Below are 14077 nucleotides of genomic sequence, written 5' to 3' on the forward strand. Positions count from 1 at the left end.
ACTGATTCTAAGCGAAATGCAATTCTAAATTCAACATCTACAACTGTAGTAATTTTTAGTTACAAATCACATTTCAATTCAGTGTTTGGCCGTGTCGCCTTCGTAAAAAAGCCATTATTGACTGGATACTATGATTCAGCGTCGATTTCTAGGTTGGATTGGGTTACTGTTGGCGACTTGCTTGGTGGCTATTGCTTGTAGCAAATCGCCCCAAATGTCGAGTTCTTCGAGTCCGGGTTCTTCGATGGCTAACAATGAGATTGTTGTTGCTTCAGAAGATGATTATCCACCCTTTGACTTCCTGGAAAACGGTCAACACGTTGGCTATAACCAAGATCTGTTAGCGGTTGTTGCTAAAGAGAAAGCGCTCAAGATCAAACAAGAAGTTTTACCATTTCAGGGTATTTTGGCAGGCATTGCTTCCGATAAATATACAGCCAGTAATGCATCGGTTGGAATTACGAAAAAGCGAGCTAACGTGGTTGACTTCACGATGCCAACGACCGAATTAACCAGCTTTTTCGTAGTCCGTAAAGGCGACAACACCCTTAAAGAACTAAAAGATTTTTCAGGAAAAACGATCGCGATTCAGCAAGGCGGAATTACTTCTGCAGTTTATGAAAATTATGCCAAGCCAGAACTGGCTAAACTTGGCGTGAACGTGGCTGGCGTGAAAGAGTACGGTGCGTTTGCTGAGGCGTATCAAGACTTGCTCAATAAGCGGGTTGATATTGTGATCAACAACATCGTTGCACTGAAGCGTTTAGTGAACGAAAAGCCCGATTTATACCAGATTGGCTCACAAATTGGGCCAAAAGTATACGCTGCTTGGGCCGTGAAGAAAGGCAACCAAGCCATGCTGGATGTGCTGAATGATGGACTGGCAAAAGCAAAAGCCGATGGAACCATGAAACAGCTTCAGGAAAAATGGCTCAAGGTCTCGTTTAGCGATTTACCCAATAAAGCAGAAATTCCTCCCGCTTAAATCACTGGTCAGAGCTTTATGGACAATCTGCCGTACTTTCTGGGTGGAGCCGCAATCACGGTTTTCGTTTCCCTGATTGCCTGGGTGCTGGGTCTTCCTTTGAGTTTGATTATTGCGATCGCTCGAATTCAACGCATTCCAATTGTTGATCTTGTCTTCAGCCTCTACGTCAGCTTTGTGCGGAGCTTACCGTCACCCTTGCTGGTGATGCTGCTCTACTTTGGCTTGCCAGTGGTTGGACTTGATCTCAATCCGCTTGTGGCAGGAATCATTGCCATGACGATCAATACCTCTGCGTTTAATAGCGAGATTTGGCGATCGGCGATTCTCAACTTTCCGTCCGACCAACTCGATGCCGCCCGCTCAGTTGGAATGTCACCCAATCAAAGCTTCTGGCGCATTGCATTTCCGCAAATTTGGCAAGCGAACATTTCTAACTTCATCAATGAAGCCACCTTTCTCGTGAAATCGAGTCCTGCTGTGGGAATTATTGGAATTGATGATTTAACCCGCCGTGCTGGAAAAATTGCCGCCAGCAATTACGAGCCTCTACCAACGATCGTATTAGGAATGATGCTGTACGTCGTCGTTCTATTTGCCGTTTCTCTTGCCAGCCGTCAGCTTGAGCGCTATTTCCACGATCGCTATCAATTGGTATGAGCCTACGATTTGACCTCATCTGGGAACAAGCTCCTGCATTTCTGAGCGGATTGTGGAACACCGTCTGGATTTGTGCGATCGGGATTTCGCTATCGCTGATTCTCGGCATTTTATTACTACTGCCATTATTTTCTCACCATAAAGTAGTGCGATTGCCCACCAAACTACTGGTTGAAGCTGCTAGAGCGATTCCATTTTTGATGCTGGCTTACTTGGTTTACTACGGTTTACCTTCGTTGGGGTTAACGCTCGATAGTTGGTCTACTGCGATTTTGACGATCGTGATCTACAACGCTGCCTATGTTGCTGATATTCTGCGATCGGCTTGGGTCAATCTACCGAAGGGGCAAACCGAAGCAGCGCGAGCCTGTGGGTTTACGGGCGTTCAGTTGCTGCGGCGAATTGTTCTGCCGCAAATTCTCATTGCGGCTGCTCCGATTTTGGGAAATCAAGCGATCCAAGTCATTCGAGATTCGTCTTTTCTGGCAATCATCACAGTGCCTGAGCTGACGTTTACCGCAAAGGCTGTTCAAGCTGACTCGTTTGTTCCCTTTGAATCGTTTATTACAGCCGCCCTACTGTATTGGGTGTTATGTTTACTGATTGAGTTTGGCGTTCAGCGACTGGAATGGGTCAGGAACTTTTATGGCAAAGCTTGAGCAACCAATTGATGCTGCACAACCGTTACCTGTCATTCAAGTTGTGGGGCTGAGCAAATGTTTCGGGTCGCATCCCGTCCTGACAGATATTAACTTGGCGATTATGCCCTCGGAGACGGTTTGTTTGCTTGGACCAAGCGGCTCTGGAAAATCGACGCTGCTGCGCTGCATGAATTGGCTAGAACGCCCAAGTAGCGGAGAAGTATGGCTGCACGGAACGCAGATGGGGTATCAGGCGGGGAGAAAGCGTTTAGCTTCAGAAGCAGAACTGGCAAAAATGCGGACTCGAATCGGCATGGTGTTTCAGCAGTTTAATTTGTGGTCGCATCTCACGGTGCTGCAAAACGTGATCGAAGCCCCGATTCATGTGCAAAAGCGTCCGAAAGCTGAAGTGGTTGCCGAAGCCGAACACCTCCTAGCCAAAGTTGGATTGCACAATAAACTACAGGCCTATCCGTCTCAACTATCGGGAGGACAAAAGCAGCGAGTCGCGATCGCGCGAGCCTTAGCGATGAAGTCTGACGTGATTTTGTTGGATGAACCTACCAGTTCTCTCGATCCAGAGCTTGTGGGAGAAGTGTTAGCTGTGATTCAGGATTTAGCGCAAGCAGGAATGACGTTGGTGATTGCGACCCACGAGATGAAATTTGCGGAAGAAGTCGCCAGTCGAGTTATCTTTTTAGATCAAGGTCGGATTGTCGAAAGTAGCGATCCAAAAACGTTCTTTGCACAACCCGAAACGGCGCGAGCGCGCCAATTTCTAGAACGCTATATTCATGTTGGAGCGATTTAACGAGTGCTAGAGTACATTACCTTACCGACCCTGCCGCCAGTTGCGCCTTACTCTCACGCTGTGCAGGCAGGCGATTTTTTATTTGTCACCGGACAGCTTGCCGAAGATCCTGAAACTGGTGAAGTGCAACGAGGGACAATCGAGGCGCAAACCAAACAAGTGATGGAAAATCTAAAGCTGGTTCTCACGCACGCAGGCACCGGCTTCGATCGCGTGGTGATGGCACGAATTTTTGTCACTGATTTTCGAGATTACGCGATCGTAAACGAAATTTATGCGTCTTATTTTGATCAAACTCGCTTGCCGAGCCGAACCACGGTTGGCGTTTTGGCACTCGCGGGTCAAGGCAATGTAGAAATTGATTTGATTGTTTATTGCGGTACTGAGCAATGATTCTAGAGGCTTGTTCGCTCAGGGCAAGTCCAAAAGGTTGAACTTATGACGCTACTTCCTCTTTCCCATGCCACCGATTTACAGTCGGTTCGACTCGTCGCGACTGACATGGATGGCACGTTAACGATTGCTGATAAATTCACGCCCCATGTTCTAGAAGCGTTTCAAGAACTAAAGCAGGCTGGAATCTCGGTTTTAATTGTGACCGGACGCTCGGCAGGATGGGTGAACGCGATCGCAGCTTATCTTCCAGTCGTGGGTGCGATCGCAGAAAATGGTGGACTCTTTTATCAAGGCGAATCGCAATCTCTAATCACGCCGATTCCCGATCTCAAACAGCATCGCCTCAAGCTGTTTGAAACCTTCAAAATATTAAAAGCCCAATTCCCCAAGATTCAAGAAACGAGCGACAATCAATTTCGCTTAACTGATTGGACATTTGATATTGAGGGCATCAGCCCATCAGAATTAGAAACAATGGCTGAAATTTGTCAAACTCAAGGCTGGAGCTTTACCTATAGCACCGTTCAATGCCACATCAAACCGATTCAACAGAACAAAGCAGACGGACTATTGCAAGTCTTAAATCGGCAGTTTCCAGAAATCTCACCAGAGCAGATCATTACCGTTGGCGATAGCCCAAATGACGAAACCTTGTTTAATAGCCAATATTTTCCGCGATCAATTGGAGTTGCGAATCTGTTGAAGTATAGCGATCGCTTAACTCATAAACCCACCTACATCACCACCTTGCCCGAAGGCAACGGCTTTTGCGAACTCGTCCAGCATCTCACCCAATCTGTTTAGAAACGAGTTACTTCCGCCGACTTCGTGCCCATACTAACGGGGTCATGCTACGGAAGACTCACCATGCCTAGAACACCCAGCGAATTTTCAGTCCATCTCATGCTCGAAGGTGGTCATCGCGAAGAAGTCAGATTCGCCACCATTCAAGACTTTCAAAAATGGTACAGCGGAGAACTCGTTCCCAAAGCCACATCCGACGACTTTATCAGCGTACCGATTAAAAACATTCAAGGTGAATACATGGTGGTGCGCCCCGCACGAGTCGTGAGCATCCGAGTTGAGCCAATGTTTGCGGGAAGTGTCGATCGCTATTAGCGCAACTATTAGCGCAACGGAGAGACAAAGGAACTTAGAATACTCTAATTCTGTCGAATCTGAGTGTCCGGCTTGGTTGTGCTGCTTATGAAACGTTTATTGGTCACTGGTGCGTCTTTTATTGCAGGGTTAGCGATCGGGACGGTCGTTAGCCTTTCATACAATGTTGTAGAAAACGCTCTACAAGCTCCTACAGAAGCCGCACCAGCAATTCCTACCCCAACCGTTAACCCCACTCCAGCCGCAACACCCAAACCGCAACCCACTCCAGCATCACCGCCCCTTGTTCTTCAACCCTTGCCAAAGCGTGCAGACTTTGGCTTAGACCCGCAAGTGTTGCAAGATCGGCAAGCGTTGATTCGAGGCATTGATCAGAGCTTACGCTATCTCCAAACGCCAAAAGCAATCGAAGCCTATCGACGGTATCCCGTTAAAGGAGTGAGCCGCGATCGCGTCGATCGCAGTCTCCGTCGCTTTCGAGAACTCGTCCTCAAATCTCGCTCTGCCGCAGAACTCCAAAAAGCGGTTCAGACCGAATTTGCGCTCTATCAATCGGTCGGCAAAGACAATCGAGGCACCGTCGGCTTCACCGGCTACTTTGAACCTGTTCATGCTGCCAGCCGAGTCCGCACCGCAGACTACCGCTATCCGCTGTTTCGCTTACCTCCTGGCTTTGACACCTGGAAAGGCAAGCTCACCCGAGAAGATCTAGAAGGAAAAGACGGCTTACAAACGGGGCGACTCAAAGGATCAGAACTCGTGTGGATGCGCGATCGCTTAGAAGCCTTCTTGGTTCAAGTCCAAGGCTCCGCTCGCCTAACCCTCACCGATGGCAGCACCATGACCATTGGAGTAGCTGGGCTTACTGACTTGCCCTACACCGGCATTGGACGCGAACTCGTCAAAGACGGCAAACTCCGCCTCGAAGACTTACAGCTTCCCAACGTCATCAACTATTTCAAACAGCATCCTGCCGATCTCAACGTCTATCTGCCGCGCAACAAACGCTTCGTCTTCTTTCGCGATACCGGAGGCGCACCTGCCCTTGGAAGTTTGGGCGTTCCGGTCACAGCAGAACGTTCGATCGCCACCGACAAAGCCCTGATGCCACCCGGAGCCTTAGCCCTGATTCAAACTCAGATCCCCGCTTTAAACGCCCAACGCCAATTAGAGCAACGATCGGTCAACCGCTATGTCTTAGATCAAGACACCGGAGGAGCGATCAAAGGCGCGGGTCGAGTCGATGTGTTTATGGGGACTGGAGAGCAAGCTGGTAACAAAGCGGGACTAGTGAATTCCACGGGACAGCTTTACTATTTGTTGCTCAAATCTTAGTAAGGAGGATAGGATGGGGAGCCTATTGGATTGAGGAGGAGCATTTGAGCCTACCAATCGCTTTGTAACGTTCCCAAAGGGTTAGCTTATATCAGTTCAGAGAAATTAGCGTTGCCAAGCTCAAAGAATAGTGCTGACCATTACGCTCAACGACGAAGTGCAGATTAAGAATTACAGTAATGGTAGGTTGTAAATTGTCCTAATCTTCGAGGGCAGTTAGCAGGTTTGAGAAACTGGCACGGGCGGTTTCATCTTGTTGCTCTCTGCTTGCTTTAGCGTTGCCGAAAGGCGTCCTTTCGTCTCCCCCTTTATGGATTCATCCTTAACCATCACCTTACAAATCGTGATTACCGTCATTGCGGGAATTGCGGCACAGGTGATTGCAGAACTCGTTCAGGTTCCTGGCATTGTGTTCTTGCTGATCATTGGCATCGTTCTTGGGCCGAGCGTTTTGGGTTGGCTCCACCCCGATCAGCTAGGCGTTGGGCTAGAAGTGATGGTTTCGCTGCTCGTTGCCGTCATCCTGTTTGAAGGGGGATTTAATTTACAGCTACGAGAATTAGGGCGTGTTTCAGATAGCTTGAGAAACTTAGTCACGGTTGGCACGCTGTTCACAATGATCGGTGCAGGCATGGCAGCCCACTGGTTAAGTGAGTTCCCCTGGTCGATCGCGTTTCTCTATGGGTCGCTGGTCGTCGTCACAGGCCCCGTGGTGATCAACTCTTTGCTAAGACACGTAAAAGTCGATCGGCAAGTCGCCACCTTGCTCGAAGGCGAAGGCGTGTTTATTGATCCGGTCGGTGCAATTTTGGCAGTGGTTGTTCTCAACGTTTTGCTAACCGATAATCCCAGCCCGTTAAATATTGGCAGCGACTTACTGATTCGGCTCGGCGTCGGAGGGGGCATTGGCGCGATCGGAGGTGGACTGCTAGGAGTCTTCGTCAAACGCGCCAAGTTTTTGTCTGAAGATCTTAAAAACTTAGTTGTATTGGCGAGTTTGTGGGGCTTCTTTGGCTTAGCTCAAACGATTCGCAGTGAAGCAGGGTTAATGGCAACGGTGGTATCTGGCGTTGTCCTTAGAGCCTCTGCGCTACCAGAAGAACGATTGCTAAAGCGGTTCAAAGGTCAGTTAACAATTTTAGCCACGTCAGTTCTGTTTATTTTGCTATCAGCCGATTTGTCGATCGCGGGAATTCTGGCCTTGGGCTGGGGTGGTTTGTTGACCGTTCTGGCGCTGATGTTTATCGTTCGTCCCCTCAGCGTTTGGGTTTGTACGTGGAATAGCGACCTCAATTGGCGTCAAAAGATTTTCTTAAGCTGGATTGCGCCCAGAGGCATCATTGCGGCTTCTGTGGCGTCGCTGTTTGCCATTGTACTAGCGCAGCGTGGCATTAACGGTGGCGATTCTATTAAAGCGCTTGTCTTCCTAACGATTATCTTAACCGTCGTGCTTCAGTCAATCTCAGCACAAGCGATCGCAGATCTACTGCAAATTACTTCCAAAGAAACAACAGGAATCGTCATTGTGGGATGCAGTCCCTTGAGTTTGCTGATCGCACGGCTGTTTCTAGAACGAGGAGAATCCGTTTCGCTGATTGATACCGATCCAGATTCGTTTCCAGAAAATCTAGATTCTAATATCAAACCATTCGTCAGCAGTGCCTTAGATACCGAAGTGTTAGAAGAAGCAAAACTCGCCTCAAGCGGAACCTTTCTCGCGATGACCAATAACGGTGAGGTGAATGCGGTAGTGGCGCAGCGAGCGGTAGAAGAGTTTGCGCCGCCGCGAGTCTTAGCCGTCTTTCCAGGCGATGCTCAGGTGACGGTATTACCGAAAGTTCAGCAAGCGTTTACGCCTCAACTGCTGCTCAAAACCTGGAACGAGTATTTAACGAGTGGAGACATCAAACTCGGAGAAACGACCTTTCGAGAAGAAGGATTAGAGTTTCAGCAAGCCCATTTACGAGCGCTGATTGAAGCGGGGAGTTTGTTGCCGCTATTGTTAGAGCGCGATCGCGTCTTGCAAGTGTTTCCCGCCGAAACCGAATGGCAGATCAGCGATCGCTTAATCTATCTGCTCCACGATCCCAAACCCAAACTGCTCAAACTGTTATCAGGTTCGAGTCAACTCCGCCTCACGCTAGAAGAACTACCCGAGATTGAAGAAATTCCGCTTCTTGAGAGCGCACCCAGTCGAGAGTAACTAACGATCGCGCTCCTGATATCTCTTATTGCACGCACACATCCGATTTGCCGTGGGCAGCGTACCGTTATTGTCCCAGCTCAACCATACTGACAATGACTTCCTACAACACCGATAAAATCCTTAATCAGTTGGATCAAGCGCTCAGTCGTATTGGAGTACAAGACAATGGAACGATTCGCGATCCAATCAGTCAGTTTTTGTCTGCCTCAAAGGTAGACCTGTCTGAAAACACGCTCAAACGGTTGCTCAGATCTTTAAAGAAAGATTCTCCTAAGCCTGATCCAACCACGGCTGATTTTGTAGGGCTAACGGCTAAAAATGACCTGGCATTCTTCAACGCAGACAATTTGAGTAATGTCACCACCGTAAAGGTGAAGGGACTACAAGGTAATGAAACGTTAGTGGGCGTTGACTTTCGCCCCAACACAGGTCAACTCTTCGGTGTCGGCAGCAGCGATCGCCTCTACACAATTGATGCTAACTCTGGCGCGGCTACTCAAGTCGGGACTGGCACGTTTGCAGTAGAACTAGACGGCAAGGCTATAGGTGTTGACTTTAACCCTGTTGTCGATCGCATTCGAGTCGTGAGTGATGCAGGTCAAAACCTACGGCTTAATCCCGACACCGGAGCGGTAGTGGACGCCAACCCGATGATGGATGGAGTCCAGCCAGACGGTAATCTCAATGGAGCCACCGACTCCATCGTGGCAACAGCCTACACCAATAGCTTTACAGGAACTCCCACCACGGTTCAATACGGCATCGATGCAGAGACTGACCGACTTTTCATCCAGAACCCGCCTAACAATGGTACTCAAACCTTGGTTGGTTCGTTAGGGGTTGATTTTGCCGAGGGTGCTGGCTTTGATATTGTCTTCAAGAACGGCACGAACTCTGCGTTTGCCACGTCTAACTCATCGCTATATTCCATCGACCTACAATCGGGTGCGGCTACCTTGCTCGGTAGCGTTAAAGATGGGAAAAAAACAATTGACCTGGTTGGCATTGCCGGAAGAAGCCCAATTGTGAAACCTGATCCCACTAAAGCCGAGTTTGTGGGGCTAACCGATTCCAGCGATTTAGTGTTCTTCAATTCTAATGCGCTAAACAATGTCACTAAGGTTGATGTCAAGGGACTACAATACGGTGAAACATTAGTAGGCGTTGACTTCCGTCCTAACACAGGTCAACTCTTTGGCGTCGGCAGTAGCGATCGCCTCTACACGATCGATGTGGTCACCGGTGCGGCTACTCAAGTTGGAACTGGCACTTTTGCAGTAGACCTGAACGGCAAGGCGTTCGGCGTTGACTTTAACCCGGTTGTTGATCGAGTTCGCATCGTCAGTGATGCTGGTCAAAACCTGCGGCTCAATCCTGATACTGGAACGGTCGTCGATGCTAACTCGATGTTGGATGGCGTGCAGCCAGATGGTAACCTCAATGGAGCCACGGACTCTATTGTTGCCACAGCGTACACCAACAGCTTTACAGGAACTCCCAACACGATTCAGTACGGCATCGATGCGAAGACTGACCGGCTGTTCATTCAGAACCCACCCAACAATGGGACGCAAACCTTGGTTGGGTCGTTAGGGGTTGATTTTGCCGAGGGTGCTGGCTTTGATATTGTCTTCAAAAACGGCACGAACTCTGCCTTTGCCACGTCCAACTCATCGCTGTATTCCGTTGACTTGCAATCGGGTGCAGCTACCTTGCTCGGTAGCGTCAAAGATGGAGTAACACCCCTTAAGTTGACTGGTTTTGCAGCAACTGGGATGTAAGCCTTACCTCGTCAGATCACCGTTGTGTGGCAACGGCGTAAAAACAGCAAGCGTGCCGCCAGACGCCATGTGATCGCTCAAATCCTTTGAGAATTTGAGCGAGCTTTTTTTGTATCAAAGCATTCGATTAAATATGGCAAATCAGCGATCGCTTGATCTATTTGCTCTACGATCCCAAACCCAAACTGCTCAAACTTTTGTCAGGTTCAAGCCAACTCCGTCTAGCGCTAGAAGAACTCCCGGAAATCGAAGAAATTCCGCTTCTTGAGAGTGCATCCAGTCGAGAGTAGCAGAAATTCTCCATACTAGAATTATCGCTTCTGAGGTTTCATCCTGCCATGCTCACCTACACGATTGACCTCAAACCTTTTATTGAATTGACGGACGATCAGTTTTTTCAGCTTTGCTGCAATCATCCCGATATCAAATTTGAACGTAGCGCTGGGAGGGAACTGATTATCGTGCCACCAACCGGAGGAGAAACGGGAAATCGAAATTTTGAAATTGCGACAGAGTTTGGAATTTGGAATCGACAGTACAAGCTCGGAGTCTGCTTTGATTCCTCCACAGGTTTTAACTTGCCAAATGGTGGAGATCGCGCTCCTGATGTTGCTTGGGTTCGTCAAGACCGATGGGACACACTCACCCCTGAGCAGAAAGAGAAGTTTCCCCCGATCGCGCCCGATTTCGTCTTAGAACTGATGTCACCGAGCGACAAATTATCAGATGTTCAAGCCAAGATGCAGGAATATATGACAAGCGGAGTTCGATTAGGTTGGCTTATTGATCGTAAGACTCATCGAGTCGAAATTTATCGACTCAATCAACCTGTAGACGTGCTGCAAGATCCAGAGACGCTCTCTGGAGAAGATGTATTACCAGAGTTTGTCTTGAGCCTCAATCCAATTTGGTAAAGTTTAATTCTGCCGCCCCTCTTGGAGATTGATCGAACCACCTAACTCCAACTCCGTCGCATCAGCTATTTCCCAAATTAGTGTCAGGATGTCCATAACAATCACTGCAAAAGCATATTCATCTATGCTAAATGATAACCTTCCCAAGCTTTTCCACTGTTGATACCTAGGACGGTGGTTTTTAGCACTATGTGCAATGGAGCCATAAACAAAGGTGTCAAAAATTTCTCGATTAGTAAATTCTTTTTCGTCAACAACAATTCCTATTCCTCCAGAGTGATCTAAATAAGAGTTTAGTTGGTCACGCTTCTCTATAAAAAGTTCTTTCCACTCCCTCGATAGAGTAGGCTCATTTAATAAGTTGCTGATATTTTCAATTGATATGGGATCGTTATTCTGAACGAACATTCGCAGCGTGACGATTGAAGCTTTTATAGATTCACGCTCAGGAATAGTGTGTTCAATTTGACTAGATGAGCCAACCTTGATTTCAAAGGATAGGCCATGCTCCATAATCAACTTTGTGAAGCTCCTGTCCTCAAGCACACGAGCTTTTTCTACAAATAGCTCAAGCGTTTCCCGCGTTTTGGCATCCATAATCACTTTCTCTCTACTTATCTCTTTTAGCTCCGAAAAAGCATTGTTTAAATGATTTTTCTATGATGTTTACGTTGTCTAATTCTTTAAACAAATGAAGATGAAGAGTGCAAATTTTGCTGTAAAAATTCTAAATTCACGCTAATTCAGAGCGCGTCAATCGAATGACAGTTACTTCAGGCGGACAGAACAATCGACCCGGAAAATAGGTGCCTAAACCGCGATTGACGTATAGACAATTGTTGCCGACCTGATGATAGCCTCTCACCCACTCCCAGTGCTTCATAACGCGATGGCAGGCTGCTAAAACTGGAAACCTGCGTCTTACCCGTCTGGGCAGATAGCGATACGCTTGAGCGCAACGGATCGAAATATTTCCAACTCCAGGAAAAATTATCTGTCCGCCGTGACTATGCCCTGAAAGCTGCAAATCGACGCGCCATTGCTGTAACGATTCGGCACAGTCGGGATTGTGTGCTAAGACAATTCGAGGAACGTTTGGCAGGTGATCCATCAATCCTGCGATCGCTTTATAGTCAGACGACCAAAAATCAGCCAGTCCAACTAATGCCAGTTCTTCACCCATCGGATAAGCAACCTGATTCCAAAGAACCTGCACATCAATTCTTGTGAGGGCATCAACGATCGCACCCCGGCTCCCTCGTCGATGTAAGTCATGATTGCCCAAAATTGCATAAGTCCCCGAGGACGGCTGCAATAACTTTAGTCGCAGTACCAGTTCATGAATCGGTGTCGGATCGTCTGTTACAAAATCTCCGGTGATTACCACAAAATCGGGTTCAGCTTCATTGGCAGCGTCGATCGCTTGCATTAATAAGTCATCTGACAGTCGCAGCCCGTCGTAGTGCAGATCAGAGAGTTGAACAATCGTAGTTCCGATCAGATGCGGGGATAGATCTGCGATCGCAACATCCAACGTTTCAACGCTCAACCCTTGGGTAAAAATTGGCTGCATAAACTCCGTCCCTTAAAGGAGCTTCCAGCTTAACAAAGACAACTAACTCCTAATGATGAAGGGATGATGAGAACAGCGGTGAAGGGATAAAGATTAGGAGAGCTTGGTCAGAATGCTGAGAAGTTTCTGACTCCTTGGTGACAGCAACGTACGACGGTAAGCGTCAGCGGCTTGTTTGATTGCTCCAGCTTGAGTGGGGTAGGGATGAATCACACTCGAAAGAGTATTGAGACCGCGTTTACCCACGATCGCTAACGTGATCTCACTAATCATCTCGCCTGCATGACGCGCGACGATCGTGGCTCCCAAGATTTGATCAGAGCCTTTTTTGTGCAAAATTTTGACAAATCCGTTTGTTTCGCCATCTGCGATCGCGCGATCGACCTCTTCCAGCGAAATCTCAATCGTTTCTACCTCAATGCCTTGTTCCTGTGCCTCGTGCTCATAAAGTCCCACATGAGCAATTTCGGGATCGGTATACGTCACCCACGGCATTACTAAACTACTGAGTTTCGAGCGACCCAACCCAAACGGAGAAAAGAACGCATTTTTGATCACAATGCGAGCCGCCGCGTCGGCTGCGTGAGTAAATTTCCAATCCATGCAAATATCGCCAGCAGCAAAAATGCGGGGATTTGTGGTTTGCAAATGGTCGTTGACTTTGACACCTTTGTGTTTGTCATATTCAACGCCAACCCCTTCAAGATTCAAGCGTTCTACATTCGGCGATCGTCCCGCACCAACCAAAATCTCATCCACCGTTAGCGTGTGTGACTCCCCATCTTGGCTAACGTGAAGCACTTTTCCGTCCGCCGTTTGCTCCACTCGCTCAACAGTCGCCCCTAACATTAGCTGAATACCTTCTTGAATGAAGGTCTGTTGCACAATCTCTGCGGCATCTCCATCTTCGCGATCGAGAATGTGATCACTCTTATGGATCAACACCACTTCCGATCCCAACCGACGAAACGCTTGAGCCAATTCAGAGCCGATGGGGCCGCCCCCAATCACCGCCAGCCATCGGGGACGCTCAGTTAGAGCAAATACGGTTTCATTGTTAAGGTAGTCCACTTCAGATAATCCTGGAATGGAAGGATGCGTGGCTCTTGTACCTGTCGCGATCACGGCTTTTTTGTAGCGAAGAGTTTGATTTCCTGTATCTGGATTGCTGATAATGACCGTCTGATCGTCGCCGAATCTGGCTTCTCCTAAAAACACATCGACACCGAGCTTGCGAAATCGCTCAGCAGAATCGTTGGGGCTAATGCTCGATCGCAGCTTTCGCATCCGCTCCATGACCGCTGCAAAGTCAACCTCAACTTGGTCTGGCGGCATCACGCCGAACCGTTCCGCTTCCCAAAACTCTGACACCACGCGCGACGAGCGAATTATACATTTAGAAGGCACACAGCCCACATTGAGACAGTCCCCGCCCATCAAATGTTTTTCAATCAGCGCCACCTTTAGCCCGACTCCAATACCAGCGGCTCCACCTGCAACGACTAGCCCTGCCGTGCCTGCCCCAATCACAACTAGATCGTAGCGATCGCTAGGAGTTGGGTTCGTCCAATCTAGAGGATGCACCTGGGAAACTAAGTGCTCATTGTAAGCATCTGCTGGAGAGATCAAGGACTGCGACATAACAAACTCCTGTCT

Annotated in this window: 14 protein-coding genes; 11 read left to right on the plus strand and 3 right to left on the minus strand. The window is 48.3% G+C overall.

Features of this window, described 5'->3' with window-relative positions; all coding sequences use genetic code 11:
- Window positions 1-130: 130 nt before the first annotated feature.
- From AC5JLB_RS14035 to AC5JLB_RS14085, 11 genes are all read left to right on the plus strand, one after another.
- A complete protein-coding gene (locus AC5JLB_RS14035; protein ID WP_495874446.1) occupies window positions 131-985 on the plus strand; it encodes a transporter substrate-binding domain-containing protein in 855 nt (284 codons plus the stop codon).
- Window positions 986-1003: 18 nt separating this feature from the next.
- Window positions 1004-1645 (plus strand): amino acid ABC transporter permease, encoded by a 642-nt coding sequence (locus AC5JLB_RS14040; RefSeq protein ID WP_495874447.1) that lies wholly within the window; start codon window positions 1004-1006, stop codon window positions 1643-1645.
- The gene (locus tag AC5JLB_RS14045) at window positions 1642-2304 is read left to right on the plus strand and encodes an amino acid ABC transporter permease (protein ID WP_495874448.1); all 663 of its coding nucleotides are present in this window, start codon (window positions 1642-1644) and stop codon (window positions 2302-2304) included. The genes AC5JLB_RS14040 and AC5JLB_RS14045 overlap by 4 nt, the downstream gene beginning before the upstream one ends.
- Window positions 2291-3097, plus strand: a complete 807-nt coding sequence (locus AC5JLB_RS14050; RefSeq protein WP_495874449.1) for an amino acid ABC transporter ATP-binding protein — start codon at window positions 2291-2293, stop codon at window positions 3095-3097. The genes AC5JLB_RS14045 and AC5JLB_RS14050 overlap by 14 nt, the downstream gene beginning before the upstream one ends.
- A 3-nt stretch (window positions 3098-3100) precedes the next feature.
- Complete coding sequence (locus AC5JLB_RS14055; protein WP_495874450.1) at window positions 3101-3490, plus strand: RidA family protein; 390 nt, start codon at window positions 3101-3103, stop codon at window positions 3488-3490.
- A 45-nt stretch (window positions 3491-3535) separates the two neighbouring features.
- Window positions 3536-4297, plus strand: coding sequence for an HAD family hydrolase (locus tag AC5JLB_RS14060; protein WP_495874451.1), 762 nt, complete (start codon window positions 3536-3538; stop codon window positions 4295-4297).
- A gap of 63 nt (window positions 4298-4360) precedes the next feature.
- A complete protein-coding gene (locus tag AC5JLB_RS14065) occupies window positions 4361-4612 on the plus strand; it encodes a hypothetical protein (protein WP_495695682.1) in 252 nt (83 codons plus the stop codon).
- Between the two features lie 87 nt (window positions 4613-4699).
- The gene (locus tag AC5JLB_RS14070) at window positions 4700-5947 is read left to right on the plus strand and encodes an MltA domain-containing protein (protein WP_495874452.1); all 1248 of its coding nucleotides are present in this window, start codon (window positions 4700-4702) and stop codon (window positions 5945-5947) included.
- A 310-nt stretch (window positions 5948-6257) separates the two neighbouring features.
- Complete coding sequence (locus AC5JLB_RS14075; RefSeq protein WP_495874453.1) at window positions 6258-8150, plus strand: cation:proton antiporter; 1893 nt, start codon at window positions 6258-6260, stop codon at window positions 8148-8150.
- A 95-nt stretch (window positions 8151-8245) separates the two neighbouring features.
- Window positions 8246-9934 carry a DUF4394 domain-containing protein gene (locus AC5JLB_RS14080; RefSeq protein WP_495874454.1) on the plus strand — a complete coding sequence of 563 codons (1689 nt, stop codon included), beginning with the start codon at window positions 8246-8248 and terminating at the stop codon, window positions 9932-9934.
- Between the two features lie 338 nt (window positions 9935-10272).
- The gene (locus tag AC5JLB_RS14085; RefSeq protein WP_495874455.1) at window positions 10273-10848 is read left to right on the plus strand and encodes a Uma2 family endonuclease; all 576 of its coding nucleotides are present in this window, start codon (window positions 10273-10275) and stop codon (window positions 10846-10848) included.
- Between the two features lie 3 nt (window positions 10849-10851).
- On the opposite strand, the gene AC5JLB_RS14090 is transcribed toward AC5JLB_RS14085, so the two are convergent.
- The 3 genes from AC5JLB_RS14090 to AC5JLB_RS14100 all read right to left on the minus strand — a co-directional run bounded on the left by AC5JLB_RS14090 (window position 10852) and on the right by AC5JLB_RS14100 (window position 14062).
- Window positions 10852-11445 carry a hypothetical protein gene (locus AC5JLB_RS14090; RefSeq protein ID WP_495874456.1) on the minus strand — a complete coding sequence of 198 codons (594 nt, stop codon included), beginning with the start codon at window positions 11443-11445 and terminating at the stop codon, window positions 10852-10854.
- A 136-nt stretch (window positions 11446-11581) separates the two neighbouring features.
- Window positions 11582-12421 (minus strand): metallophosphoesterase, encoded by an 840-nt coding sequence (locus AC5JLB_RS14095; RefSeq protein ID WP_495874457.1) that lies wholly within the window; start codon window positions 12419-12421, stop codon window positions 11582-11584.
- Between the two features lie 93 nt (window positions 12422-12514).
- A complete protein-coding gene (locus AC5JLB_RS14100; protein WP_495874458.1) occupies window positions 12515-14062 on the minus strand; it encodes a mercuric reductase in 1548 nt (515 codons plus the stop codon).
- Window positions 14063-14077 lie beyond the last annotated feature (15 nt).

It is taken from the genome of Myxacorys chilensis (assembly GCF_059505265.1).